Source organism: Aquirufa regiilacus (assembly GCF_032470275.1).
Classification (GTDB): Bacteria; Bacteroidota; Bacteroidia; order Cytophagales; family Spirosomataceae; genus Aquirufa; species Aquirufa regiilacus.
On sequence record NZ_JAVNWW010000001.1, the window covers coordinates 1,165,754 to 1,191,722 of the forward strand.

Consider the following 25,969-nt stretch of genomic DNA (forward strand, 5'->3'; position numbering starts at 1 on the left):
ACTCTTACGATCTCAAGCTTTCCTTTGTTAAAGCGTTTATTGATGATCATCAGCCAGCACGGGTTATAGCTAACCAGTCGGGTGTTCCGTTGCGCATGTTAAATCGTTGGATATTTCTGTATCGCCATTTAGGTGCTCAGGGATTAGAATCGAAACAGAATGGACCATACAGTCCAATGTCTAACGTCCAAAAAAAAAGCCCCAGGATTTCTCCCAGGGCTTCTCAAATCTATCCAATAACTATTTTTCTGGATCAAATACATTTTTCCATTTTAAAAACTTAGCTATAAGCTCTTGATACTGATTCACAGGTAACTTAGATTGTGATAAACTAGAGGCAATGATGGTCATCTCATAATAGGCAATTTGAATATCGCGATCATGCGAACGAATGCCGCCCGACAAATAATAATCCAAAGCCTTGTCATTCCGATCCATCATCGTTTTGGCAATAGACAATGCTTTTTTCGTTTCACCAACCTCAATGAATAAACTAACCATACTCGCTGTAAATTGATCATATGGAATAACTTTATCCGGCATGACGTTTTCCACGTGCTGTAAAACCTTCTTTGCCAGCGGAACATTTCCCTCGCGAATCAATTGGTCTGCCAAACGATACGTGCTTAAACGCAAGGTAACACTTGGAATGCCCATGTAGAAATCGCCATGGTAATAGATCTTATCATCATTCAAACCACGCCAATACATCTTGTTCAACATATTGTCGGCCATGATTTTAGAGTTCACAAAACCATCTTTGGCTCCCGTAATTTTGAACGGCATTAATCGGTATGCGTATCCTTCCAACTGCATGCTTTCCTTCAATCCTAAATATTGATCACCAGGTAGTGTAGAAGCGAAATAAATCGGACGCTTCCAGCCTTGCTGCGCATTGTTAGCGACAATTTCCAATTGAATTAACTCTCCCTTGAAAATGTTTTTTGAAGGAAGGCGCCAAGCTAATTGGTCCGTCAAAAAGCCTGTAAACTCTTTCGGAAACCATGTTGAATTAGCTACCTGCGTAACATTCACAGGAATGGTCAAGGAATCCGATGGAAACGTATTAATCATCTCGCCACTTTGCGTCTGCGCCTGAATCGATGGGCTATCGCGGTGCAATAATTCCAAGAAATCCGGCAAGGACATAGATGAAATGTTCGGACTCTCATTGAACATGATTTGGTCGTTTACACCTTCCAAGAATTGGTCTTTTTTCAAACCAATGGGCAATGCTTCAGATTCGTATGTCTTACGCTTCATTTGGTCGATGTACCAATCCGTCCCTAATAAAGATAAATTACATACACGGACGTCCGTACGGAATCCTTCTACCTCCTGCACATACCACAATGGGAAGGTATCATTATCGCCACCCGTAAACAAAATAGCATTGGGTGCACAAGAATTCAATAGATTCTTCGCGAAATCGATTTGGTGGTAGCGACCACTACGATCATGATCATCCCAGTTTTGCTGCGCCAAAATTGCCGGTGCAGAGAAACTCAATACGCCTAATAAGCCCCAACGAACCTGCGGAGACTTAACTAATTTCGTTAACCATTCGGCCAATTGCATCACACCTAATCCTGCCCAAATCGCTAAGAAATAAAAGGACCCTACATAGATATAATCCCGTTCGCGTGGCTCTGCCGGTGGTGAATTCAAATAAACCGCCAATGCAATGCCGGATAGGACAAACATCATGATCGTAACCAAGAAGTCCTTCTCATCTTTGCGATACAACAAATAGAAACCTAATAGCACAAGGATAATCGGCAAGTAATAGTAGTTATTCCGCGCCTTGTTGTTCTTCAACACATCAGGTAATTTCGACGTATCCTCAAAAGGATTTGAAATCGCATACGCACCTTCTAAATCATTTTCCCGACCAATGAAATTCCACAATAAATAACGCGTGTACATGTTGCCCAACTGGTGCGTAAACATGAAACGAAGGTTATCCCCAAAGCTCGGTTTTTGACCCGCCGGAATGTCCAACATATCTTGATACATCTGTACGTGCGAACCCGAATTACTCCACACACGTGGCAACAACATTTGTTGGTCCTTCTGATAAACATACTCCGGCTTATTCGTATAGACCACGTATTTACCATCCTTCATTTTGTAAACATCCTCCCCTTTCTTGAAATCCTCAATTTGGGCAGTATATACTGGACCGTATAACAACGAACGAGAACCGTATTGCTCACGTTTCAGGTATTTCAAAAAGTTCAAAATGTTACTCGGATCATTCTCATTGATCGGTGGATTATATCCCGAACGAACCAATGCAACGGTATACGTCGAGTAGCCAATCAACAAAAATACGAATGAGAACAAGGCCATGTTCAACAACAATTTGCTGTGCGTATACGAATAACGAATACCAAAAACGATGGCCGCTAGTAGACAGATCAAGAAGAAAATTGCCCCAGAACCATAGCCCATTCCTAAGTTGTTCACGAACTGCAATTCAAACCAGAAAGCCACCGATGGCAATCCCGGAATGATTCCTGAGTTAATAATTCCTAGAATGAATAAACCAACTAATACGGCAACAAAACCACCTTTGTAGGTAGGCTTATCTTCCTTCTTAAAGTACCACAATAAGGCCAATGCAGGCAAGGTAACCAAGTTCAATAAATGGACGCCGATGGATAAACCAACCAAATAAGCAATGAATAAAATCCAACGATTCGCCGTGGCTTCGTCTTCAACCAATTCCCACTTGAATGCAGCCCAAACGACAATCGCAGTAAAGAATGATGACATCGCATATACCTCAGCTTCCACTGCGGAGAACCAAAACGTATCTGAAAACGCATAAATCAAGGACCCTACAGCTCCCGATAATAACAAGATACCACTCTCCGACTTTGTTAATTCAGCGAATCGTTTATTTATCACTTTCCGACCAATCATCACGATTGTCCAGTGCATAAATAAAATCGTAAAGGCACTTGAAACCACTGACATCATGTTGATCCAAAATGCAACACGTGTCACATCCCCTAAAGCAAGGAATGAAAACATCCGTCCGATCAATAAGAAAAGCGGCGCCCCTGGAGGGTGTGGAACTTGTAATTTATAGGCACACGCGATAAACTCACCACAATCCCAAAAAGATGCGGTAGGCTCAACCGTTATGGTATAGGTGACCAATGAAATGAGAAAAACAATCCAACCGACTAGGTTATTATTGCGTTGAAAATGCTGCATAGTTTGAAATTAAAACTCAAATAAAATAGATTGAAACCAATCCATCAGGTTAATTCTTGTTAATTAAATTGGCGTAAGAAACGTACGTCATTTTCAGTGAATAAACGAAGGTCTTTGATTTGGTATTTCAACATGGTAATCCGCTCAATTCCCATCCCGAAGGCAAATCCAGAATATTTCTTCGAGTCAATCCCTACGTTTTCAAGGACGTTTGGATCGACCATTCCAGCGCCACCAATCTCTACCCAACCGGCTTGCTTACACACATTACAGCCATCGCCTTTGCAAAGCAAACAGGTAATGTCCATTTCTGCACTCGGCTCCGTGAATGGGAAATACGATGGACGGAAACGCACTTTGGTATCCTTTCCAAACATCTCCTTCGCGAAATGATATAAACTATCTTTTAAGTCTTTGAAACTTACGTCCTCATCCACATAAAGCCCTTCCACTTGGTGGAACAAGCAATGCGCACGCGCCGAAATGGCTTCATTACGAAATACACGACCCGGCATAATCGAACGAATCGGCGGTTTTTGGTATTGCATCAAACGCACTTGTACGTTCGATGTATGCGTACGTAATAAAACATCATCCTGAATCTCACCCTTCCCTTTTTCAATGAAAAAAGTATCCTGCATTTCACGTGCGGGGTGATTAGGTGGAAAATTCAATGCGGTAAAGTTGAAGAAATCCGTTTCAATTTCCGGGCCATCCGAAACCGAAAAACCCATGCGGTTAAAAATCTCCAAAATACGTGCACGAACGATCGTCAACGGATGCATCGATCCATGCATAATGGGATCCGTCAAAGTCAAATCATCGGGAACTTGAACGGACGAACCGCTGTCGGCGAAGGCCTCTTGTGCCAACGAAAACTTACCTTCTGCTAATTGCTTAAGCGCATTTAATGCTTGACCTACATCCCGGCGATTCTCCGCAGGAACATCTTTCAACCCATCAAATAAAGCAGCCAAACGGCCTTTACGACCTACATAAGCAATCCGAAACTGCTCTAACTCAGCCTCATTACTAATCAAAAATGATTCAACTTCTGCTTGAATCGCTTGTATCTGTTCGTTCATAAAAATTATAATATTTTCATCCCCAAAGTCGCTTGCCACAACGAAGCCTTTTGAGAAAAATTCACGCCTTGAGGCAATGGTATCGTCTTGGACAAATCGGTAATATTGCCTTCATAGCGCACATCGAGTGTTAATCCCAACAAATCAATACCTGCACCTGCAGTGTAAGAAAAATAAGCCTGAGAAACCGCATCTTGTACCGTAGGAAATTTCTGACGTATGGCATCTGCAATTGAACCATTGGATGTAATACTGTAAGATGCCACAGGCCCTGCCATCACATGCAAGGGTCCCAAACGATAACCTAATAAAATAGGCACATCAATACTCGAGTAATTGATATCTAGTTGAATACTTTGTGTACTGATTGATTTCGGCAAATTAATGGACCCATTTTTATAGGAAATCAGGAACTCTGGCTCAATGAAAAACTTCCTTCCCAAGCGCATATAAACACCCGCCACATAACCCGTCTTAGCATTCAAATTTTCTACCACATAATTGCCTATGCCATTATAGGTCAATCCCTCCGTTTTCAAAGAAGCCATATTCACCCCACCTTTGATTCCCAAACGGAAAAAATTACCCGTAACCTTCTTTACTGGCATCAAAAATTGAGCCGATGCACTCGAAGCAAATAAACTCATGGTAACGAGTACAAGGAAAAAACGAAATTGCTTGTGCATAGATTTTGACAGCTTTTAAAATGAAACAGTAAAATTATCCTTTTTCAACCGAAAAAAAAGAAAAAACCAACGAAAAGCGTATTTTTGAACCCTAATAAAATTCACCTGTGGCTAAAGCTAAAACTTCCTTTTTCTGTCAATCTTGTGGTCACCAAGCACCCAAATGGTTAGGTAAATGTCCGTCATGTAATGAATGGAATACCTTCGTAGAAGAATTAGTGGAAGTCAGCTCCCACCCTGCAGAAGTTTGGAAGACACCGACCCAAGCTAGAAGCAAGCCTCAACCGAAATTATTACAGGATGTCGACTTCGAAAGCCTACCAAAAATTGCCTGCCAAGATCCCGAATTCAGTCGGGTACTCGGTGGCGGCATCGTTCCAGGTAGTTTGGTTTTAATTGGCGGAGAGCCAGGAATCGGAAAATCTACTTTGCTATTGCAGGTGGCACTTTCGCTGACCGACACCAAAGTATTATATGTCACGGGCGAGGAATCGGAACAACAGATTAAACTACGCGCCGACCGCCTTGAAAAAAAATCAGATAGCTTATATATCCTGACGGAAACGAATACCCAGGCGATTTTCAAACATTTGGTGGATCTAGAACCCGAATTGATTATTGTCGATTCTATTCAGACCCTATTTTCAGACCAAATCGAATCTGGACCAGGTTCTGTTTCTCAAATACGCGAATGTGCACTCGAACTCATGCGCTTCGCCAAAGAATCCAATACGCCCATTTTCTTGGTAGGGCATATCACCAAAGAAGGCTCCATTGCTGGACCTAAGGTACTTGAGCACTTAGTCGACACCGTTTTGCAGTTCGAAGGGGACCGACATATGATCTACCGCATACTTCGTACCACCAAAAATAGATTTGGTAGTACATCTGAATTGGGTATCTATGAAATGTTGGGATCTGGCTTACGCGCCGTAACGAATCCTTCGGAAATCTTATTATCCCAACGGGACGAGCCGGCATCGGGCGTGGCTATCGGAACCTTGATGGAAGGCAACCGTCCCCTATTGGTCGAAATACAGTCTTTAGTTTCCACAACATCCTATGGAACGGCCCAACGAACCGCCAATGGGTATGATGGGAAACGATTAAACATGCTTTTAGCTGTCATCGAGAAGCGTGGCGGATATAAATTAAGTACGCAAGACGTTTTCTTGAATATTACCGGTGGAATACGCGTAGATGATCCCGCATTGGACTTGGCAACATGCCTATCCGTGGTTTCCTCGTATGAAGACAAAATCATCGATTCATCCAAATGCTTCGCGGCGGAAGTTGGCTTAGGTGGCGAATTACGTTCCGTAACACGCATCGATCAGCGTATCGCTGAGGCAGAGAAATTGGGTTTCAAAGAAATTTGGATTTCGAAATACAATTTGAAAGGCTTGAATTACAAACCCAAAAGCATTCAGATTAAATCGGCAGCCAGCTTGATGGATGTCATCATGAACATCTGGCGCCAAAACTAGCCTCCGGATAAGTTATTTTAACTAAATGTAAGCCGTGCGCAGGAACAGCCCGACCGGCTTCTTGTCGGCTTTTGGATTCCAAAATACGCTGCAAGTCGGCCGAGGACCATTTCCCCATCCCGATTTCCATCAGGGTTCCTACTACCGAACGCACCATTCCACGGAGAAAACGATTACCCTCAATGGTAAAGATCAAATTATCCCCTTGCGCCTCCCAAAAAGCACGCAAAATAGTGCATTCAAAGGTATTTACTTCCGTTTTCACTTTGGAGAAACACTGAAAATCGGTGTGAGCCAAGAGTAATTTGGCCGCTTCATTCATCGCAGCGATATCCAAATCTGCCTCATACCAATAAGCAAAATCGCGTAAAAATGGATCCTTATGGCGCGTAATGCGGTATTCATAAATACGAGATGTCGCGTTGAAACGAGCATGGAAATCATCTGCCACCGTAAAGATTGCTTGCGCCGTTAATGCAGGTGACAGCATGCGGTTCAATCGGTAAATGAGATTAGCATCTATGTCGGCAGAGGTATCGAAATGCGCGATTTGATGCGCAGCATGAACACCCGTATCCGTCCGACCACTTCCCGTGATCGCGATGGGCTCTGCTAATAAAAGACTTAATTTTTCCTCTAATTCCGCCTGCACGCTGTGTGCATTCGGTTGGATCTGATATCCATGAAACGAGCCGCCATCATAAGCGAATTGCAGTGCATAGCGGCTCATCTTGAAATTATTTTGTTAAGGCCGTTTCCAAAGCCGTGAAATAAGAACCAGAAGCTTTCGCCAAAGAACTTACCACCTGACCATCAACCACCATATCCGTACCCTTCACGGTACCTAATTGCGTCGATTTAATTCCTAAACCTGCTAAATGCGCTTCGAAAGCTGCTTGCTTCGCAGGTGAAACAGATACAATCACACGCGATTGTGCCTCACCGAACCACATCGCATCTTGACGAATACCTGCATCTGATTTCACATCAAATCCTAAGCCACGTGGGAAAGCTGATTCTGCTAGGGTAACTAAAACACCTCCGTCTGAAACATCATGTGCTGATTGAATTAATTTACCTTCGATTAAACCTAAGATTCCTTTTTGAACCAATTGCTCCGTAGGCAAATCAAAATGAGGTGCCGGCGACGCCTTCACCTTGCGGTATGAATATAAAAACTCAGAAGAAGCGATGTCATTTACAGACTCTCCTACTAAGTACACTAAATCTCCTTCTGCCTTGAAATCCAAGGTCATTTTGTTTTCGGGTTTCTCTAAGATGCCCAACATACCAATGGTAGGCGTAGGGAACACCGGACCTTCATCCGATGATTGGTTATAGAAACTTACGTTACCACCTGTTACTGGTGTTTCGAACGCCTCACAAGCCTTTTTCATACCTTTGATTGCTCCTACAAATTGCCAGTAAACTTCTGGAACGTATGGATTACCAAAGTTAAGGCAGTTGGTAATTGCCACCGGCAAACCACCCGAACAAACAATGTTACGAGCCGCCTCCGCAACTGCCATCGCACAACCCTCTTCAGGATCTGCATTCACGTAGCGTGAATTACAATCTACCGTAATTACAATCGACTTATCGGATCCGTGAACCTTCACAACGCCTGCATCCGAAGGAGCATTTGTGTTACGATTCGCACGACCGATCGATGAATCATATTGTTCCGCTACCCACTTCTTCGAAGCGATATTGGGGTGATTCATTAAGAAATCAAAAGCCTTTGGCAATTCTGCCACTGGAATATCTTGTACTGAATTAATATCAAATTTCTTGAACTCTTGGAAGTAAGCAGGCTCCTTGTACTCACGGTGATATACCGGTGCGCCTCCGCCCAATACCAAATCATCCGCAGGAACATCGGCTACTAGAACACCATCTTGGTAGAATTCCAAACGTTTGGTATCGGTTACAGTACCAATTTGCTCGCAATTCAAATCCCACTTATCAAAAATCTTCTTCGCCTCCGCTTCACGTCCTTTTTCTACGACGATCAACATACGCTCTTGTGACTCGGATAATAAAATCTCAAACGGCTTCATATTCGCCTGGCGCGTAGGAACTTTCGATAGATCGATGATCATACCATGCTCTCCTTTGGCAGACATTTCAGAAGTCGAACAGATGATACCCGCCGCACCCATGTCTTGAATACCAATCACACAACCCGCTTCGATGATTTCCAAGGAAGCTTCCAATAATAATTTCTCTTGAAAAGGATCACCTACTTGTACCGCAGGTAATTTCTCCGATGATTTTGCTGTAATATCTTCCGACGCGAAACTTGCACCACCAATTCCGTCTTTACCAGTCGCAGAACCTACGATAAATACACCATTACCAACACCATATGAAATGGCAGATGCTTGTGTACCTACTTTTAAAATTCCTGCTGAAAAGGCATTAACCAATGGGTTAACGTTGTAGCAATCATCAAATTGCACCTCGCCACCGACCGTAGGAATACCAAAAGCATTACCGTAATCACCAATTCCTTTTACAACGCCTTTAACCAACCATTTTGTTTTGGCTAAATCGATGTTTCCAAAACGCAAAGAGTTCAACTGTGCAATAGGACGAGCACCCATCGTGAAAATATCACGGTTGATACCACCAACACCCGTCGCAGCCCCTTGATAAGGTTCTAATGCTGAAGGGTGATTATGCGATTCAATTTTGAATGCGCAACCTAAACCGCCTCCTAAATCTACCAAACCTGCATTTTCTTCGCCGGCTTTAGCCAACATACGTGGCGAATCTTTCGGTAAAGTCTTTAACCAAACAATGGAGTTCTTGTAGCTACAGTGTTCTGACCACATGACAGAGAAAATAGACAGCTCAGTGAAATTAGGCTTGCGACCTAAAATCTCCTGAATACGATCGTATTCTTCTGGTAATAACCCTAATTTTTTGGCTGTTTCTACGGTTGGTAGGCTTTCGTTAGATTCCACGCTTATATGTTAATTAAGAAATGTTGTTGCATCGACGCAAGAAGGCACAAAGGTAATAAATTTAGTACAGACAGCCGAAAAAATATGTGGTAAAATCAAAAATGTCAAGTTGGTTTACACTCTTTTAATCTCTAGGCTGAAGCCTCGGGTTATAAAATAAGCCCAGACTTTAGTCTGGGGATTATACGCGAAGTATCTCTTCTTTATAAGCGTAGGGAATCGGCGTAAAAACGCCTCAAACGTTGGCAATCCTAAAAGGTTTGCCAAAGAAAAAAGACCCGAGGTATCGCGCCGCAACAGTCCAAGGTCCAACGTCTAATGTCTAACACTCATATCCCCCAATACTCCCGATCTTCCGGAACATCGACATCCCTGAATTTATCGGAATAGTGAACGATTTGACACAGCATGGGATTTTGACGCCAAAATTTACCCAAGCCTTGATCACCGCTCCAATGATTAAATAGAGGTCGTAAGGCGCTCGGAATTAAGACAGGTGGAGAATTAACTCCTTGAAAAGAGGCCACAATGGCTCTCTGGGGATTTGCCAAGGATGTCAAATTCGTTAGGTGCGATGTTGTCAGAAATGGTAGGTCGCATAAAAGCACTAATACATCTTGTGATATATCGACAGCCTTTAGGCCTACAGCAAGCGTCTCTCCCATCCCCTTTTCCCAATCTTCGACCTGAACGAAGGACATATTTGGAAACTCCTTTTGTAAATTTTCTATGATGCGTATGGATTGATCCACCTCAGCCCCCAAACAAACTAATACCTCTTGGCAGACAGAATATGCCAAGCGTATAGATCGCTCTAAGAGACTTTGGCCTTGATAAACCAATAATTGTTTTGCTTCCCCTAAACGAGATGATGCTCCCGCAGCTAAAATTACACCAACCATTTATATCGAACTTAAATCAAATGGTAAGGTACGAACACGTTTTCCTGTCGCAAGGAAAATCGCATTACATAATGCTGGTGCAATCGGCGGTAATCCAGGTTCGCCTACGCCACCCGGTTCATCCTGACTTGGCATGACGAAAATCGTTGACGCTGGTATTTCTCCTTGACGCAAAACGGTATATTCGTGGAAGTTACTTTGATCCGTTTTTCCATGTGTCCGCGTGATTTGCGTACAAACCGCGGCAGAAAGCCCGTAAACGATATTACTTTCCACTTGCGCTTTGATGTTATCCGGATTTAATGGGAATCCGCAATCAATCACCGAATACACATGCTTGATTTTGACTCCCGACTTTTGTTTCTCCACGACGATGGCATGCGCAACGATACTCGCGAATGAACGGGCGATGGCAATACCGATGGAAACACCTTGCTTACGCTTAGCACGGTAATCGGAGATTTCAGCCAATTTATTCAATACTGCCACAAACTTTGGCGCATCGCGTAACAGATGTAAACGTAAATCCAACGGATCTTTCTCACCCTCTGCAGCTAATTCATCCAAGAAGGATTCTTGTGCGAAAACATTGGTCGATGCATAAACCGAACGCCACCATAATACCGGCATTTGAGGATCAACCCAATTAAACGAATTACGACGCGCTGGGAAAGCATATGGGCTATCCTCTAAGCTGATTCCCTCCCCTGCCCAAGGATCTGGATTTTTACGCATATCCGCCTTAAAGACAGATGCCATAATGGACGCTCCGTTCAAACGATGTTCAAACGCTAATATGTTACCATCCTTATCCAATCCCCCTTGCATGGCAGAAATCATACCCGGTCGGTAAGGTCCCTGTTGGATATCATCCTCACGCGTCCAAATCACTTTCACAGGCGCGTTGACCTGCTTCGATAAATTGGCGGCTTGCATGACAAAATCAAAAACGGCTTTCCGACCAAAGGCTCCACCCATAAACGTGACATTCACTTTGATGTTTTGACGCTTGATGCCTAAATAAGTAGCTAAATCATTGACCAAACCATCTGGACCTTGAACAGGTGCCCAAACTTCCACTTGGTCTCCTTGAACAAATACCGTAGCGTTACATGGCTCCATGGGCGCATGGGACATAAATGGCGTCTGATAAGTTCCTTGTACTTTATAATCTGATAATTGCAATGCTTTGGCAAAATCACCCACTTTGGCATCCTTGTATTCGTTGCCCTCGTGTAAAGAAGCCGCTTTGGCCTGATTAAAATATTGCTCCGTTGCTGTCTCTCCGAAACCTAAGGCATTCCAAGATACTTGAACGAGTTTTTTTGCTTTTAAGGTCGACCAATATGATTCTCCGACTACAGCGATTGCTTCCGCTTTGCCACGTAATTTTTGGTCAAATCCATTGGAATCCGAATAAGGACCGTGAAAGAAAACGCGCTCAGTTTTCAAGACAAAGCGAACACCCTTAACGGCCATCGCTTTCGTGGCATCGTAGGATTGCACCTTGCCATAGATATAAGGCGAATGAACAATGCTCGCATACAACATACCCGGCAATTGCACATCCATCCCGAAAATAGCTGTTCCGTCCACTTTAGCCGGAACATCCGGACGCATGGATGGTTTTCCTAATTGCGTAAACTCAGCAAAGGATTTCAATTTGGGTTTAGTCGGTACAGGTAAATGTGAAGCTTCTTCCACCAATTCCCCATAGGACAATTTAGCCTGCGTTTGTTTATTGATAACAAAGCCGTCTTTGGTTGAACAATCGCTCAGGCTAACTTTCCAACGATTCGCAGCAGCTTGCACAAGCATTTCGCGAACAGTTGCTCCTGCGGTACGTAATGGGATCCAACGCGTACGCACGGAAGATGAGCCGCCCGATAATTGTGAACCAAAACGATCCGAACCATCCGTCATTTGAATTTCAACTTGCTCCAAAGGAATATCTAATTCCTCAGCTAATAACATCGGAAGGATTTGATATGTGCCTTGACCCATGTCCGGTCGCGGATTGAACAAGGTTACCTTTCCTGATTCATTGATATTGATATAGGGGTTAATTTGTACCCCAGTGGCATTTACTTTTTGTAATTGTTTTCCTCGGCTATCCGACGAAAAACCCAAAGCCAGCACAAAGGCTGAAGTCGTACTGATGCGCAAAAAATCGCGACGCGAAGTTGTTGGTTTCATGTTTAAGATTTTTTAGTGCTTTGAATTTTCTTAGCTGCCGAATGAATCGCTTGACGCATACGAGGATACGTTCCGCACCGACAAATATTACCGGCCATCGCGTTATCGATATCTTCATCGCTTGGATTAGGATTTGACGCTAATAAGGCAGAGGCTGCCAAAATTTGACCTGATTGGCAATAGCCACATTGAGGTACTTGCGCTTCCACCCAAGCTTCTTGAACGGGGTGAGTTGCCTTTTCAGACAAACCTTCAATCGTTGTGATTTTATCTGTTGCCTTTAATGTAGAAACAGGCGTGGAACAAGAGCGAACAGGTGAACCATTTAATAATACGGTACATGCGCCACATAAACCCATTCCACATCCGAATTTTGTACCGGTATATCCGATGACATCACGAATGACCCAAAGTAAAGGAGTATCAGAATCCACATCGACGCGATGCTTTTTCTTATTAACAGTTAACTGATAAATCGACATAGGAGAAATTTTATACAGCTAAATTTACAATAAACATTCTATTTTTGTTGTATGCTTCTACCCGAAGAAATAAAATTCATTCAAGAACACCTACAGGAAGACGCGACTCGTATCGCGTTGTCGGCAAAAAAATATCCCCATCTGGATATCAAAAAACTGGCCGGCCAAATCCAAGCCAGACAGAAATTGGCCGATAAAATGCCAACTTGGGCAGCAAATGAAGCCATTTGTTTCCCCCAACAAATATCCTTGGAGCAGGCGTCCTCCGAAGCTACTGCCAGATTTAAGGCATTAATTGTCGAGGGTACCCTCATTGATATTACAGGCGGTATGGGTGTGGACACATGGGCTTTTGCGCAAAAGTGCACACATGTCACTTATGTAGAGCAGCAAGCTACTTTAGCGCAACATACACAATACAATCACAATATATTAGGGCTCGATAACGTCACACACATCCAAGGGAATGGCTTGGAGCATTTGGAACAACTATATGATTGGATCTATGTGGACCCAGCACGCAGGGACCAACAAGGCAACAAAGTCATCTTGTTTAAAGACTGCCAACCGAATGTCTTGGAAATCTTGGACAAAGTCGATACAAGTAAGATCCTTATTAAAACAAGCCCGGTATTGGATATCAGTCGGGCAATACAGGAACTGGGCGGTGTGGAGAAGGTGTATGTAGTTGCTTACCAGCAAGAAGTAAAGGAATTGTTATTTATCAAGTCGGCGGAATCAAGCCTCGATCCCGTTATTGAAATCGTTGAATTAGCGAATTCCCCTGTTACCCTTTTCCAGGGAAAACTTTCCGAGGAACGTGAGGCAACTATGCAAATAGCAGACTCGGACACTTATGTATACGAAGCACATCCCGCGCTCCTGAAGGCAGGATTTTTCAAATTGGTACAAGGGGACGATGTCTGGCAATTAGGCAAGCATACGCATCTTTACAGTTCGAATCAGTACGTGAACGAATTTCCAGGAAAAAAATATACAGTTGTAGCTACTGGGCCCGTGCAACCGGATTGGATAAAAGCGCATCTTCCTGACTTGCGTGTCAACATTACGACAAAGAATTTTCCGTTGAAGGCAGATGCGCTTCGAACAAAATTAAAATTAAAAGATGGGGGCGAATACACGTTATTTGCCATCCAAAATAGTGAAGAAAAAAATGCGTTAATCTTGTGCAAAAAGTGTCCTTAAAGATTTACCTTTGCTCGTTACATTCCAAAAATCAACAGTTCATGAAAAGATTCATCTTAGCAAGCGTCCTTATTTTTTCAAGCATCTCGCTCTTTGGCCAAGTATTCACGGGGATGGACGAAATTGAAAAAGCAAAAAAAGAAGGATTCTACACTTACATCAATTCAGAAGAGAAATATGTCATAGAATCTTGGAAGAACTATTTGAAAAAATTTGGCAAGGTGGAAGCTGGTCGTGGTGGAGCCATTAATGTATATCAAGCAAAGATTTCCGACATATCGAAGGATGGTTTAACCCTTCTTTCTAAGACAAGCGAAGAAAAAAATAAGACCAAATTATTTGTTTCAATCGCTACGGGACCGGATACATACATTCAAAATGGGCATGAGAACTACCGTGATGCGAGTAATTGGTTGGAAGAATTTGTTAAAATCATCAATTTAGAAGAAGACGTCCGCACACAGGAAAAAGCCTTAAATGACTTAATTTCTACGAAAACGAAGCAACAGAAAGCCGCAGAACGCATGATTCGCGAATTGGACTCGAATAAACGTCAAACCGAATTATTGACCAAGCGTTTAGAAGAAACCAAAGTAGAGAAAGAGAAGATTCTTGCGAACCAAGAGCAAAATAAATTGGATCAGAAAGCGAACGAAGAGGCTATCATCCAGCAAATGCAAAAATTTGAAGCCGCAAAGAAAAAAGTCAACTAGTCATATGAAAAGATACGGTTTACTTCTTTTACTTATCACCTCTCCCCTCATGTTCGGCAATTTCGGAATGGTGGAGTATGCTGTTTTGCATCCAAAAACCAAGACGGTTCAAAAAGATTCGCTAGCGCAGAAAACCAAACAGGTGAATTTATATGCGCAGGCATCTACACCCGATCAGGTAAAACCGGAAGAAGAAAAGTCGGTTCGTTTTCAATGGAGCACTTACCTTGTCATGGGGATGAAGGCCATCGGAGGACTATTGCTCAAAATTTTGGCACAATTTTAATGCCGAGCTTCCAAATTACTTCGCGGGTTTCTGCCTCCTTGCCTTACGTATGGAGCAAGTTTGATCAAAACCTATTAGCTAAATTAGCTCCTCCTTTTCCTATTGCGCGAATCATTCAATTTGATGGGTGTCAAGTAAACGACAAAGTCTGTATAGAACTTGACTTTTTACTTTACCGAACAAGGTGGTATTCCGTTATTAGCTCATTCAAAGCAGATGCAACGTCCTATGTTTTTGTGGACGAAGGCACGAAGGTGCCGTTTGGGATCAAAGCCTGGCGTCATGAGCATCGGATTGAATCCATCGATGAAAAAACAAGTGTCATCGTAGACAAAATTAGTTTTCAAACGAATTTCAAACTTTTAGATTGCTTATTATTTCCGTTAATTTGGGGAATGATTGCCTACCGAATACCCCTCTATAAAAAATACCTACGTCAACCCGCATAACTATGAAATTAAGTTTAACGCAGAAAATTATCATTGGATTTGTTTTAGGACTTGCTCTTGGTGAATACTTATTTCTAAGCTTATCACCTGAGGTCAGCCATGACATCGCTAGCAAAGTACAAGTGATCTCCAAGATATTCTTGCGCTTGATTAAAATGATCGTGGGGCCGTTGGTGTTTTGTACACTCGTAGTAGGCATTGCCAAACTAGGTGACTTTAAGGCCGTTGGGCGTATCGGAATTAAGACTATCGGGTATTTCTATTTTGCCACGATTTTGTCACTTGTAACTGGATTAGTCGTTGTAAATGTCACGCAACCGGGCAGTTTACAGTCTTGGCCTAAACCAAGCGCTGGTACAGAAACGGGGATTGATGCGAGTAAAACGAAAAGTATGGAAGAATTCATCTTGCATATCTTTCCAGATAGTTTTTTCAAAGCATTAGCCGAAAATGAAATCCTTCAAATTGTTATCTTCTCCCTATTCTTTGGGGTAGCCTTAGGATCTATTGGAGAAACAGGCAAGCGTTTAATCCACGTGATTGAGAATTTAGCCGAAGTTGTATTTAAGATGGTTAACTATGTGATGGAAGTAGCACCTTATGCGGTGTTTGCGGCCATGACAACGGTGGTAGCGAATAAAGGCTTAAGTATCCTGATTTCTTATGGATATTTGATGATCTGTTTCATGGGAGGCTTATTGTTCTTCACGACCGTTATCCTTTGGATCATCGCAGCAGTTAATGGAATCAATTACTGGAAATTGATCAAAGAATTAAAAGAAGCTCTTCTCATCTCCTTTTCTACGGCAAGTTCTGAAGCCTCCTTTCCACAAACCATCGCAGCTTTGGAGAAATTCGGATGCAGCCGTCGGATCGTTGGTTTTGTATTGCCTTTGGGATATAGCTTCAACCTCGACGGATCCATGTTATACATGACCTTCGCTACGGGTTTCATCGCACAAGCGTATGGCGTTCATTTAAGTTTGGAGCAACAAATCACGATGTTGTTAACCTTGATGATTACTTCCAAAGGAATCGCCGGTGTACCCCGCGCATCACTCGTAATCATTGCCGGAACATTAACTATGTTTAATTTACCTGCAGAAGGAATTGCCTTATTATTGGGCGTTGATCCATTCTTAGACATGGGTAGAACGGTTACTTCCGTTGCTGGAAATGGTGTGGCGACTTGTGTTGTATCGAAGTGGGAAGGGGAATTTACGCCAACTACTTAATTTCAAAAGTCATTTGAACTGCTTTTCGGGCCGGGAAAATAGATGCGATAAAGGTGATGACAATGACGGCAATGGCAGTCCAGACAAAATCCATCGCATGCATTTGAATGGGGTAGGCATCTATTAGGGCATTGGGTATTCCGAGTGGAACAATCCCAAAATGTTGTTGGGCCCAAGCCATCACAAATCCTAAGAGCATCCCTACCATAGCACCCGAGAAGCTAATAATCAGCCCGAGGAACAGAAAGCTTTTCAACAATTGTTTGGGACTAATTCCCATGGCCATCAGGGAGCGAAGGTCTTTACGTTTCTCAATCACCAACAAAGAAAGCGCGTAAAAGAGCGTGAATGAGGCAATCCCCATGACAAAGGCCATGATAAGAAAGACGAAAAGCTTTTCAATCTTAATGGCTTTTAGGAGCAGCGCATGCTGTTCATCTCGCGTTTGAACCGTATAATCCTTTCCCAACAATTGCGTTACTTTTTCCTTGACCTGTAAGTCATTGGCATCTGCCGACAGCATGATCTCGTAGGCCGAACGCATGCCAGGTGTACCCACGAGCGACTCCATCCAAGTAAGCGGAACGATTACCGTTTGATTATCAAAACTCTGTTCCACCTCTAAAACAGCAGACGGAAAGAATGCTTGACTCCGAATTGTATTTTCATTGAGTGAAAAGCGACGCAACAGATTATGGTCGGGATACCAAGCTTGTATCGGCTCAACGGTATTCTCGAAGCTCATGCCCATATTCAAGAAGACGCCTATCCCCACAAGGGCAAAAGCCTGTGATGAATCCCCTAAAAAATACTCACCTTCTACCACTTGCTTCTTCAAGCGATTCGCAGCCAGGAATGAAGAATCAACCCCTTTAAAGCGGACAACTAATTGTTTTTGGTCAAAGCGAATAAGTCCCTGGTCTTCTAAGACCGGATTTATGAATGCGATACCTGGAATGGAACGAATGGAAGCGAGCTGGGTGGCATTAAGACTTACACGTTGTTGGTCCGTCGATAAAATACGTAAATCGGGATCAAAGGTTTTGAAGAGTCCTTTTTGGAAATCCTCTAAGCCATTAAAAACGGATAAAATGAGGATAAGCGCCATCACCTCGATTCCCACACTGATCATGGAAATGCGCGAAATGAGGGAGATAAAACTCGCCTTACTTTTTGAAAAAAAATACCTTTTTGCAATAAATAAGGATAGATTCACGGGAAAGTGACTTATAATTCTTCAGATGGAATTCCGTCCGATGGCGGAATGACTAAACCTTCGAACAAGGCTTCAATTTTAGCCGCATATGCAGCCGTATCATCTAAATAAAAACCTAAATGCGGAATGATACGCGCCTGTTTACGGATTCGATTAGCCAATGCATTTCGAATTGCCTTGTTTTTATCAGAAAGGGAATACATGATTTGATTGACATCATCTGCCAACAAGAAACTTAAGTATACGCGAGCAACAGACAAATCTGGACTAACTTTGACATCCGTTACGGTCACCATGGCATTGCCAAACAACTCCCTGAATTCCTTTTGAAAGATATCACTTAAATCCTTTTGGATTTGTCTTCCAAACTTTTGCTGACGTTTACTTTCCATATTTGCTCCGATGCTTTTCTACTCAAAAATCTCACAAATTTCACAATAATAATTGGAATCACCGTAATTTAGCGAATTCAAAATTCAATTATGTTCCAATTTCTACGTTCTAACGCATCTATTCCACTAATAATCATGTTGGTGATTTGGGGATTGGCTACATTTTTCTTCGTTCAAGCGGATATCGAACCCTTTTATTGGGAATTAAAGAATCAGTTGATCGGACAAAAACTGAATGAAGGCTTTCGTATGTATCAAGACATTCGCGATAATTCGGGTCCTTTTTCTGCGGGATTTTTCCAATTACTTGATGCCCTCTCCATTCCCATTTCGATGAATGCGTATTGGGCCAGTGGATTAATTATATTCCAAGCGTTTATCTTCCAACGTACGATTCAACGCTTTGAATTAATGCCCCCGATGGGTTATTTGCCCTTTTTCATCTATGCGGTATTTTTCCATTTTTCATTGGAATTCATTGTTCCCTCTGCGGCATTATTAGGCTTGAGTTTTTTAATGTTGGCCTGGCATGAAATCGTCAAACAACAAAGTACCTTGAATGTCGATGACCGTGTATTCTTGATCGGCCTTTTCATCGGAGCGGCAGGCTTATGTTACCCGAGTTATTTCCTATTCATCTTTTGGGGTGTATTAAGTTTAGTTTTTTATTCTGGTATAAATATCCGCCAAATGCTTTTGGTTCTCGTGGGCTTTCTCATCATCAACATCATCACGGGGTTGGTTTATACCTATCATGGAAACTTCCCTTACTTAATTCAGGTATTCCAAAATTCAGCGATTCAGTTTCATGCGCCTGCTTGGGAACAAGTAAAAGAAATGGCTTGGGCTTATATCCCAGCATTGGGATTTGCGATTTATGGATTTTGGAAGGTCGTAGAAAACCCAAAGATTAAATCGACGGGACAAAAGGCCCAACAAACGAACTTAATTTGGATTTTCACAGGCATTTTGGCCATATTTACCCTACCAGCTACCGCGAGCAATAATGTATTATTTTTCTTACCCGCGCTCGCTTATTTCAGCTTAAATAGCTTTTTCTTATTGAAGAAATATTGGGTACGCGAATTGATGCTGTGGCTACTGATTGGGCTAACCTACTTCTCGCTACAGTGGGATTGGAAACTTCAAGAAAATAAACGAATTAAGCCGTCGGAGATATCCCTTCGCAATGAAAAGTTAATGGTTCTAGGACCCCAAATTGAAGCTTATCGATATAATCAAATGGCAGGCCCCTTTGTCAATTGGGAATTATCCAAAACACTTTTCGACGAGTTAGATCAATTTAAAACAATCGTATTGTTGGATCAATACATGACACAAGACCCTCCGAATTACATCTATGACCCTACGGGAAAATTTAAGCGCGCACAAAATTACCTCCCCTACCTTCAATCCAGGTATCAGGAAACGACAAAACACTTATACAAACGCGTCAATTAGCAGCAAGAAATTTTACCCACGCGACCCGCGTGACGCCCACCTTCAAAAGGTGTATCAATAAATGCCTGAAGACATGCTTTGGCTTCGTCCACTGAAATAAAGCGGACAGGTAAACAAATCACATTGGCATCATTGTGTTGACGAACCAATTGGGCTACCTCAACATTCCAAGCCAAACCCGCACGAATACCTTGATGTTTGTTGGCCGTGATCGCAACTCCATTGGCACTTCCACAAAGTAATAAACCAAACGTTGATTCCCCACGTTCAACCGACTCTGCAACGGGATGCGCAAAATCAGGATAATCCACAGAATCAGCTGAATAGGTACCACAATCCTTCACGGTAAAACCTTGTGCTGTTAAAAAATCAATTAATTGATCTTTGTAATCAAATCCTGCGTGATCGCCACCTACGGCGAATGATTTTGCTAATGTCATAAAAAAGGAGTCAAAAATTTTAACAAAGGTAATCCGATATCACTTACATTTGCCAATGTTCAAACAGATAAATTATGACAGATCAGTGGAGAGAAGATGAAGACCGAATTAAGAAAGTATTCGGAGATAAAACATGGGCACAAATAAAATCCGAAGAGTCTTGGCGGATTTTTAAAATCATGAGTGAATTCGTCGAGGGAATCGACAAATTATCAAAAATAGGTCCTTGTGTGAGTATTTTCGGTTCGGCGAGAACCAAACCCGAGGATAAATATTATCAAATGGCGGAGCAGATAGCCGCTAAACTTGTCCGTCATGGGTATGGCGTGATTACGGGTGGTGGACCAGGAATCATGGAAGCCGGTAACAAGGGAGCGAAAAGTGAACAAGGTCGATCAGTTGGATTAAATATTGAACTTCCCTTTGAGCAAACGCCAAACCCTTATATAGATCACGACAAAAACATCAATTTTGATTTCTTTTTTGTTCGAAAAGTGATGTTCGTCAAATATTCACAGGGATTCATCATCATGCCGGGAGGTTTTGGAACCTTGGATGAAATGTTTGAATCCTTAACACTGATTCAAACACATAAAATCGGACGTTTTCCCGTGGTCTTGGTGGGAACGGCCTATTGGTCCGGTTTATTTGAATGGATGAAGACAACCATGGTCGAACATGGCAATATCCACGAAGAAGATTTGGAATTCTTTTCCATCGTGGATACACCGACCGATGCCGTACGAATTATTGACGAATTCTATTCAAAATACCTTTTGAAACCCAATTTCTAGGCCTTCGCAAAAAAGGCTTTCAGTTCATTTAGCGGTAAGGCATTTAGGGTCAAGGCTTTCAATAAGCCCCCCTTTCTGCCCACCCGAACGCCGTATTCCATGTCCTTAAGTCCTTCGATTTTATGTGCATCGGGATTGATGGAAACATAGACACCTTTGTCCATGGCTTCATAAATGTGTCGCCAATCCAAGTCTAAGCGATAGGGACTTGCATTCAATTCAATACTGACACCATTGGCTTTGCAGGCATCCAAAATCTTGCTTGTATCGATTGGATAACCGTTTCGAGTTAATAATAAACGGCCCGTTGGGTGCCCTAAAATACTGGTGTACGGATTTTCAATGGCTTTGATGAGTCGTCCCATGGCGCGCTCTTGATCCATGACCAATTGGGCATGCACCGAGGCAACCACGTAATCAAAGGAGGCTAAAATCCGGTCATTATAATCGATACTGCCATCAGGCAAAATATCCGCTTCAATTCCTTTGAGAATCTGAAAGTCGGTCCATGTCTGATTCAAAGCATCTATTTCGGCATGCTGACGCATAATATCTTCTTCCTTCAAGCCTCCCGCATAAGCCGCGTATTGTGAGTGATCTGCAATGCCGAAATAACTTAAACCGAGGGCCCGACAGGCCTCTGCCATTTCCTTCAGTGTATTTTTTCCGTCGGAATAGGTTGAGTGATTGTGAAGACATCCCGTTAAATCGGCCAATTGAACAAGTTCAGAGGCTTGATGTTTGGCTGCCCAGTCAAACTCTTTAAATCCCTCTCGCATTTCAGGAACAATGAATCGAAGTTGTTGAGAGCTATAAATTGACTCTTCATGTTGGATATTTTTCTGTTGGAAGAAATTTACCTGCGCCAAATGCTCCGGATTCGAACCCAGTTGGAACTGTAAAGCAACGCGTTGCGAGGCATCCGCAAAATGAATCTCTATGGGAATCAAATGACCATCCAAATGCCCACGCCACGCAAATGGCGAAGATTGTTGGTAATCCGTTTGCATCCCCACTATCCCTTCAATCAATCCTTGCGCACCGAACATATCAGACGTTTCCGCGATAAACACGAGACTTGAAATCACCTCGCAATTCCGGCTCAATTCACCTGAGACGGTTAAAATCGGGAAGGCAGGGGCCAACAATTCAAGTAGCTGCTGACTTAATTTACCAGCTTTATCCAAGCGCAATTTCCTGCGATTTTCTTTCAAGAATAAAATATAGGCTTTTACATTTTCTTGAATCGCCTTTCCAAAGCCCTTGAGTTGTTCAAGTTGGTTGGCGTGACAAGCCGCCAACAAATCATCCAATTCTGTAATGCCTAATTCGCGCCAGATAACACCAACCTTTTTGGGGCCTAAACCTTTAATTTTTAAGATATCGAGAATCCCGGGAGGCGTTTGCTCGATCATGGCATCCATGTCGGGGCAAGTACCCGTTTGAGCCATATCTTGTACAATTTGCACCACTACCTTCCCTACTCCGGGTATGGCGTAAAGCGCATCAAGGTCGCAATTGGCAATACGTCCTGCAAATTTATCTAAACCTCTAGCGGCGAAACTAAGGTTCTTGCTTTTAAATTCATTGATGCCGTGCACATCCCACAATTTGACTAAGAGCTCAAGGGCGTCAACAATTTGTTCGTTCTCCATGCTTAAAATAAAGACATTTGTTGGTTTAATCCGGCGTAACCCTCATGATTGAGTAGCCATTCTTTTCGCCATAATTCACCTGCATAACCGACCATTGCTCCATTGGAACCAATGACTCGATGACAAGGAACGCGTAATAAAACAGGATTTTGGCCATTAGCACTTCCTACTGCTTGAGCAGCTTTGGGTTGGCCGATTTTCAAGGCAATATCCCGGTAAGTCCAGGCTTCCCCCGCAGGAATTTCCGTTAAAGATTTCCAGACCTTTTCTTGAAATTCAGTCCCCAAATGCGGCGCAATGGCACTTTTCCAAGAATAATTCTTCTGGGTAAAATAGCCTTGTAAATCGGCAAGAATCAACTGTTCTAATTCAGGATTATCCGTGTGATTATCTCCCATTTGTTCAACAAATCGAAGGCTCGAGATTCCTTGTTGGGTATATTCCACACGAATCGCGCCAATGGGACTTTCAAAAAAGAGGAAATTCAATAAAATCATGACGCAAATTACAATCAAAAAAGTGTTTTAAATTGTAAAATTTTGGTAATTAACTGAAATTTCCGACTAAGTTTTGAAAAAACGGAAAGCCCGAGGACCATTTGTAAATTATAAATTCTAAATTATTTGAATATCAAGCATTTTATAAAAACAACAAGCGTATGAATTTCACTTTTGACCAATACGAGACCGAGGGTTTTTATGACGAAATGTTCACTGAATCAGGTGAAGTTCGTCCAGGTTACACGCATTTCAAAGATCGCGTCGAGCAATTAAAACAAGAAGAATTCACACGTAGGCAGCAATCCGCTGAGCGCGCCCTAATGGCCATGGGAATTACGTTTAATGTGTACGCAGAAAACGAAGGAACCGAGCGCATCATGCCTGTGGACATTATCCCACGAATCGTTGAGGCCAAGGAATGGGAGAAGATCGAGAAAGGCCTTATCCAACGCATTACGGCATTAAATCTATTTCTGAATGATATTTACTCGGATCAAAAGATCATCAAAGACGGCATCATTCCCGCGGAGGTAATTGAGTCTTCCAAAGACTTTTTGAGACCCTGCATCGGGATTAAACCCGCAAAAAATATTTACATCCACATTACGGGTACTGATTTAATTCGGGGTGCAGATGGGGAATATATGATCTTAGAAGATAATCTCCGTTGTCCATCTGGCGTTTCTTACATGATGGAAAACAGGGAATTATTGAAGCAAACCTTTCCTGAGGTCGTTGCCAAAACGCAAATTCGTCCAATCTCAGATTACCCGCACAAGTTATTGGAGATGTTGAGATTCATCAGCGATAGACCGGAACCAACGGTGGTGGTTTTGACACCAGGAATCTATAATTCGGCTTATTTTGAGCATTCGTATTTGGCCCAACAAATGGGAGTTGAATTAGTGGATGCGCGGGATTTGGTGGTTCATGAAGGCTATGTCAAAATGCGAACTACGAAAGGCTTCCAAATCGTGGACGTGATTTACCGTCGGATCGATGACACATTCCTAGATCCTACTGTGTTCAATCCTGATTCGATGATTGGAATTCCAGGTATTTTTGATGTTTATAAAAATGGGAAAGTCGCGATTGCGAATGCTCCAGGAACAGGGGTTGCTGACGACAAAGTGATTTATGCCTATGTTCCACGCATCATCAAATACTACCTGAATGAGGATCCGATTATTCAAAATGTCAAAACTTACATCTGTTCGGAAGAAGAAGACCGTAACTACGTATTGGCTAATATTGAAAAATTAGTTGTCAAAGAAGCGAATGAAGCAGGCGGTTATGGCATGTTGATCGGCCCCAAATCAACCCAAGAAGAACAAGAAAAATTCAAGGCATTGATATTAGCGAATCCAAGAAACTACATTGCCCAACCGACGATTTCTCTATCACGTGTACCTTGCTTGATCGATGACCATGCGGAGGGTAGACACGTGGATTTACGGCCTTATATACTCTACGGCGATGGCGTGAAGGTTATGCCGGGTGGCTTAACGCGGGTTGCCTTACGTAAAGGTTCCTTGGTGGTAAACTCATCGCAGGGCGGTGGATCGAAGGATACGTGGGTGCTTTATTAGACCTTGGACGTTAGACGTTGGACTGTAGAGACGCGATACCTCGCGTCTAGTCACCAGACTGATTCTGGGGTTAATGTATAGCCCTAGGCTTCAGCCTAGGGTTACAAAAGGAAAATATATCTTTTGCCCATTCAGCAAATCCTCACATGATAATAGGATACTGCAAAAAAAACGGGGCTTTCGCCCCGTATATTAAACCTATTTAAATAAACTCATGACACCTGTAGTGTCGTAAACGAGCCATTCCTCTTTAATCTTCCCATCTTTCATTAGATCGACGGCACTAATCAGCACTTTTATAACCTTTTCTCCCTTGGTTAATTGAGCATATTGATACGAAATCACATAATGATTGGCTTCTTTCATGTTTTTTGTTTGGTGGACATATTCCCAAATTGGTGCTACTTTTTCAAACTTTACCGAAATTCCATTTACTTTTAAAGCCGTCAAAAATGCAACATTTTGTGTTAAATTCTTCTCCTCCAAATTATCATGAAATTTTACATCTGAAGCGTAAAAAGATTTGTAACTAACCGTATCCATGGATTCTAATGCCTTGATGGAATTTAAGACCCATTTCGAATTAGGCGATTTTTCCAAACTGTAACCAGAATTGAATCCAGTCTCAGTATTTCCTTCCTTAGAAATAAGAGTGGATTGAGCGGATGCAAATGCTGAAATTGTCAAAAATACGAGAACTAATTTTTTCATAAGTATACTGATTTTAAGATGTTTAAAGATGCAATTTGAGCACATGAAAAGGTATTCGTACATGAATGAGGCGCAATTTTGTTCCAAATTGCGGCGTTGGAACAAAATAATTTATCAATTTTCTTTATCTTGAACTACAAAGACAAAAGCTAATTCACCATGGGCATCATTTTCCCTTTGTTCGGAATATTCACTTCCTTTATTCTTATCTATTATCTGAGTTCATTAAATAGGTCGAATACCTTTTTAGCGCTCTTTTTCTTATGCTGTAATGTAGTTGTATTGATCTA

The 25,969-nt window shown here is 42.3% G+C and carries 23 protein-coding genes; 9 read left to right on the plus strand and 14 right to left on the minus strand.

Annotated features, from left to right (window positions below; all coding sequences use genetic code 11):
• Positions 1 to 240: 240 nt before the first annotated feature.
• From PQG45_RS05145 to PQG45_RS05155, 3 genes are read right to left on the minus strand one after another with little or no spacing between them, the layout of a single operon-like run.
• The gene (locus PQG45_RS05145; RefSeq protein WP_316070380.1) at positions 241 to 3,225 is read right to left on the minus strand and encodes a DUF2723 domain-containing protein; all 2,985 of its coding nucleotides are present in this window, start codon (positions 3,223 to 3,225) and stop codon (positions 241 to 243) included.
• Between the two features lie 59 nt (positions 3,226 to 3,284).
• Positions 3,285 to 4,310, minus strand: a complete 1,026-nt coding sequence (pheS, locus tag PQG45_RS05150) for a phenylalanine--tRNA ligase subunit alpha (protein WP_315575196.1) — start codon at positions 4,308 to 4,310, stop codon at positions 3,285 to 3,287.
• A 5-nt stretch (positions 4,311 to 4,315) separates the two neighbouring features.
• Positions 4,316 to 4,996 carry a porin family protein gene (locus tag PQG45_RS05155; protein WP_315575195.1) on the minus strand — a complete coding sequence of 227 codons (681 nt, stop codon included), beginning with the start codon at positions 4,994 to 4,996 and terminating at the stop codon, positions 4,316 to 4,318.
• 107 nt (positions 4,997 to 5,103) lie between these two features.
• Here PQG45_RS05155 and radA point away from each other — a divergent pair, with 107 nt between their 5' ends.
• Complete coding sequence (gene radA, locus PQG45_RS05160) at positions 5,104 to 6,483, plus strand: DNA repair protein RadA (protein WP_315575193.1); 1,380 nt, start codon at positions 5,104 to 5,106, stop codon at positions 6,481 to 6,483.
• On the opposite strand, the gene truA is transcribed toward radA, so the two are convergent.
• From truA to PQG45_RS05185, 5 genes are all read right to left on the minus strand, one after another.
• The gene (truA, locus tag PQG45_RS05165) at positions 6,458 to 7,213 is read right to left on the minus strand and encodes a tRNA pseudouridine(38-40) synthase TruA (RefSeq protein WP_315575191.1); all 756 of its coding nucleotides are present in this window, start codon (positions 7,211 to 7,213) and stop codon (positions 6,458 to 6,460) included. The genes radA and truA overlap by 26 nt on opposite strands.
• A gap of 7 nt (positions 7,214 to 7,220) precedes the next feature.
• Positions 7,221 to 9,452: a phosphoribosylformylglycinamidine synthase subunit PurL gene (purL, locus tag PQG45_RS05170; protein WP_315575189.1), complete on the minus strand. Its 2,232-nt coding sequence runs from the start codon at positions 9,450 to 9,452 to the stop codon at positions 7,221 to 7,223.
• Positions 9,453 to 9,781: 329 nt separating this feature from the next.
• On the minus strand, positions 9,782 to 10,354 hold the full coding sequence (locus PQG45_RS05175) for a nucleotidyltransferase family protein (protein ID WP_315575187.1): 573 nt from the start codon (positions 10,352 to 10,354) through the stop codon (positions 9,782 to 9,784).
• Complete coding sequence (locus tag PQG45_RS05180) at positions 10,355 to 12,550, minus strand: xanthine dehydrogenase family protein molybdopterin-binding subunit (protein WP_316070381.1); 2,196 nt, start codon at positions 12,548 to 12,550, stop codon at positions 10,355 to 10,357. It abuts the gene before it with no gap.
• A 2-nt stretch (positions 12,551 to 12,552) separates the two neighbouring features.
• Complete coding sequence (locus PQG45_RS05185; RefSeq protein ID WP_315575183.1) at positions 12,553 to 13,032, minus strand: (2Fe-2S)-binding protein; 480 nt, start codon at positions 13,030 to 13,032, stop codon at positions 12,553 to 12,555.
• Positions 13,033 to 13,083: 51 nt separating this feature from the next.
• On the opposite strand from PQG45_RS05185, the gene PQG45_RS05190 reads away from it, so the two are divergent.
• From PQG45_RS05190 to PQG45_RS05210, 5 genes are read left to right on the plus strand one after another with little or no spacing between them, the layout of a single operon-like run.
• Positions 13,084 to 14,238 (plus strand): THUMP-like domain-containing protein, encoded by a 1,155-nt coding sequence (locus PQG45_RS05190; RefSeq protein WP_315575182.1) that lies wholly within the window; start codon positions 13,084 to 13,086, stop codon positions 14,236 to 14,238.
• A 41-nt stretch (positions 14,239 to 14,279) separates the two neighbouring features.
• Positions 14,280 to 14,951, plus strand: a complete 672-nt coding sequence (locus tag PQG45_RS05195; RefSeq protein ID WP_315575180.1) for a hypothetical protein — start codon at positions 14,280 to 14,282, stop codon at positions 14,949 to 14,951.
• Positions 14,952 to 14,955: 4 nt separating this feature from the next.
• Positions 14,956 to 15,237, plus strand: coding sequence for a hypothetical protein (locus PQG45_RS05200; RefSeq protein ID WP_315575178.1), 282 nt, complete (start codon positions 14,956 to 14,958; stop codon positions 15,235 to 15,237).
• Entirely contained in the window at positions 15,237 to 15,686 is a 450-nt protein-coding gene (locus tag PQG45_RS05205; protein ID WP_315575177.1) for an SRPBCC family protein, read from the plus strand. The genes PQG45_RS05200 and PQG45_RS05205 overlap by 1 nt, the downstream gene beginning before the upstream one ends.
• 2 nt (positions 15,687 to 15,688) lie before the next feature.
• The gene (locus PQG45_RS05210) at positions 15,689 to 16,921 is read left to right on the plus strand and encodes a dicarboxylate/amino acid:cation symporter (RefSeq protein ID WP_315575175.1); all 1,233 of its coding nucleotides are present in this window, start codon (positions 15,689 to 15,691) and stop codon (positions 16,919 to 16,921) included.
• On the opposite strand, the gene PQG45_RS05215 is transcribed toward PQG45_RS05210, so the two are convergent.
• On the minus strand, positions 16,914 to 18,137 hold the full coding sequence (locus tag PQG45_RS05215) for an ABC transporter permease (protein ID WP_315575173.1): 1,224 nt from the start codon (positions 18,135 to 18,137) through the stop codon (positions 16,914 to 16,916). The genes PQG45_RS05210 and PQG45_RS05215 overlap by 8 nt on opposite strands.
• An 11-nt stretch (positions 18,138 to 18,148) precedes the next feature.
• Entirely contained in the window at positions 18,149 to 18,529 is a 381-nt protein-coding gene (rbfA, locus tag PQG45_RS05220) for a 30S ribosome-binding factor RbfA (RefSeq protein WP_315575171.1), read from the minus strand.
• A gap of 90 nt (positions 18,530 to 18,619) precedes the next feature.
• Between rbfA and PQG45_RS05225 the strand changes: the two genes are divergently transcribed.
• On the plus strand, positions 18,620 to 19,990 hold the full coding sequence (locus tag PQG45_RS05225; protein ID WP_315575169.1) for a DUF6427 family protein: 1,371 nt from the start codon (positions 18,620 to 18,622) through the stop codon (positions 19,988 to 19,990).
• Here PQG45_RS05225 and rpiB read toward each other — a convergent pair.
• Positions 19,987 to 20,430: a ribose 5-phosphate isomerase B gene (gene rpiB, locus PQG45_RS05230; RefSeq protein ID WP_315575167.1), complete on the minus strand. Its 444-nt coding sequence runs from the start codon at positions 20,428 to 20,430 to the stop codon at positions 19,987 to 19,989. The two genes, PQG45_RS05225 and rpiB, sit on opposite strands and share 4 nt — an antisense overlap.
• A gap of 74 nt (positions 20,431 to 20,504) precedes the next feature.
• On the opposite strand from rpiB, the gene PQG45_RS05235 reads away from it, so the two are divergent.
• Positions 20,505 to 21,224 carry an LOG family protein gene (locus PQG45_RS05235; RefSeq protein WP_315575165.1) on the plus strand — a complete coding sequence of 240 codons (720 nt, stop codon included), beginning with the start codon at positions 20,505 to 20,507 and terminating at the stop codon, positions 21,222 to 21,224.
• On the opposite strand, the gene PQG45_RS05240 is transcribed toward PQG45_RS05235, so the two are convergent.
• Both PQG45_RS05240 and PQG45_RS05245 read right to left on the minus strand, forming a co-directional pair.
• Positions 21,221 to 22,879, minus strand: coding sequence for a PHP domain-containing protein (locus PQG45_RS05240; protein ID WP_316070382.1), 1,659 nt, complete (start codon positions 22,877 to 22,879; stop codon positions 21,221 to 21,223). The two genes, PQG45_RS05235 and PQG45_RS05240, sit on opposite strands and share 4 nt — an antisense overlap.
• A 2-nt stretch (positions 22,880 to 22,881) precedes the next feature.
• Entirely contained in the window at positions 22,882 to 23,376 is a 495-nt protein-coding gene (locus tag PQG45_RS05245) for a methylated-DNA--[protein]-cysteine S-methyltransferase (RefSeq protein ID WP_316070383.1), read from the minus strand.
• 161 nt (positions 23,377 to 23,537) lie between these two features.
• Here PQG45_RS05245 and PQG45_RS05250 point away from each other — a divergent pair, with 161 nt between their 5' ends.
• Complete coding sequence (locus PQG45_RS05250) at positions 23,538 to 24,968, plus strand: circularly permuted type 2 ATP-grasp protein (RefSeq protein ID WP_315575160.1); 1,431 nt, start codon at positions 23,538 to 23,540, stop codon at positions 24,966 to 24,968.
• 198 nt (positions 24,969 to 25,166) lie between these two features.
• Here PQG45_RS05250 and PQG45_RS05255 read toward each other — a convergent pair whose 3' ends face one another.
• Complete coding sequence (locus PQG45_RS05255; RefSeq protein WP_315575158.1) at positions 25,167 to 25,679, minus strand: hypothetical protein; 513 nt, start codon at positions 25,677 to 25,679, stop codon at positions 25,167 to 25,169.
• Positions 25,680 to 25,969 lie beyond the last annotated feature (290 nt).

Coding starts and splice junctions, on each gene's coding strand:
- PQG45_RS05145 (WP_316070380.1), bottom strand. CDS start 3,225: ATGCAGCATTTTCAACGCAATAATAACCTAGTCGGTTGGATTGTTTTT.
- pheS (WP_315575196.1), bottom strand. CDS start 4,310: ATGAACGAACAGATACAAGCGATTCAAGCAGAAGTTGAATCATTTTTG.
- PQG45_RS05155 (WP_315575195.1), bottom strand. CDS start 4,996: ATGCACAAGCAATTTCGTTTTTTCCTTGTACTCGTTACCATGAGTTTA.
- truA (WP_315575191.1), bottom strand. CDS start 7,213: ATGAGCCGCTATGCACTGCAATTCGCTTATGATGGCGGCTCGTTTCAT.
- PQG45_RS05175 (WP_315575187.1), bottom strand. CDS start 10,354: ATGGTTGGTGTAATTTTAGCTGCGGGAGCATCATCTCGTTTAGGGGAA.
- PQG45_RS05180 (WP_316070381.1), bottom strand. CDS start 12,550: ATGAAACCAACAACTTCGCGTCGCGATTTTTTGCGCATCAGTACGACT.
- PQG45_RS05185 (WP_315575183.1), bottom strand. CDS start 13,032: ATGTCGATTTATCAGTTAACTGTTAATAAGAAAAAGCATCGCGTCGAT.
- PQG45_RS05190 (WP_315575182.1), top strand. CDS start 13,084: ATGCTTCTACCCGAAGAAATAAAATTCATTCAAGAACACCTACAGGAA.
- PQG45_RS05195 (WP_315575180.1), top strand. CDS start 14,280: ATGAAAAGATTCATCTTAGCAAGCGTCCTTATTTTTTCAAGCATCTCG.
- PQG45_RS05200 (WP_315575178.1), top strand. CDS start 14,956: ATGAAAAGATACGGTTTACTTCTTTTACTTATCACCTCTCCCCTCATG.
- PQG45_RS05205 (WP_315575177.1), top strand. CDS start 15,237: ATGCCGAGCTTCCAAATTACTTCGCGGGTTTCTGCCTCCTTGCCTTAC.
- PQG45_RS05210 (WP_315575175.1), top strand. CDS start 15,689: ATGAAATTAAGTTTAACGCAGAAAATTATCATTGGATTTGTTTTAGGA.
- rbfA (WP_315575171.1), bottom strand. CDS start 18,529: ATGGAAAGTAAACGTCAGCAAAAGTTTGGAAGACAAATCCAAAAGGAT.
- PQG45_RS05225 (WP_315575169.1), top strand. CDS start 18,620: ATGTTCCAATTTCTACGTTCTAACGCATCTATTCCACTAATAATCATG.
- rpiB (WP_315575167.1), bottom strand. CDS start 20,430: ATGACATTAGCAAAATCATTCGCCGTAGGTGGCGATCACGCAGGATTT.
- PQG45_RS05235 (WP_315575165.1), top strand. CDS start 20,505: ATGACAGATCAGTGGAGAGAAGATGAAGACCGAATTAAGAAAGTATTC.
- PQG45_RS05240 (WP_316070382.1), bottom strand. CDS start 22,879: ATGGAGAACGAACAAATTGTTGACGCCCTTGAGCTCTTAGTCAAATTG.
- PQG45_RS05245 (WP_316070383.1), bottom strand. CDS start 23,376: ATGATTTTATTGAATTTCCTCTTTTTTGAAAGTCCCATTGGCGCGATT.
- PQG45_RS05250 (WP_315575160.1), top strand. CDS start 23,538: ATGAATTTCACTTTTGACCAATACGAGACCGAGGGTTTTTATGACGAA.
- PQG45_RS05255 (WP_315575158.1), bottom strand. CDS start 25,679: ATGAAAAAATTAGTTCTCGTATTTTTGACAATTTCAGCATTTGCATCC.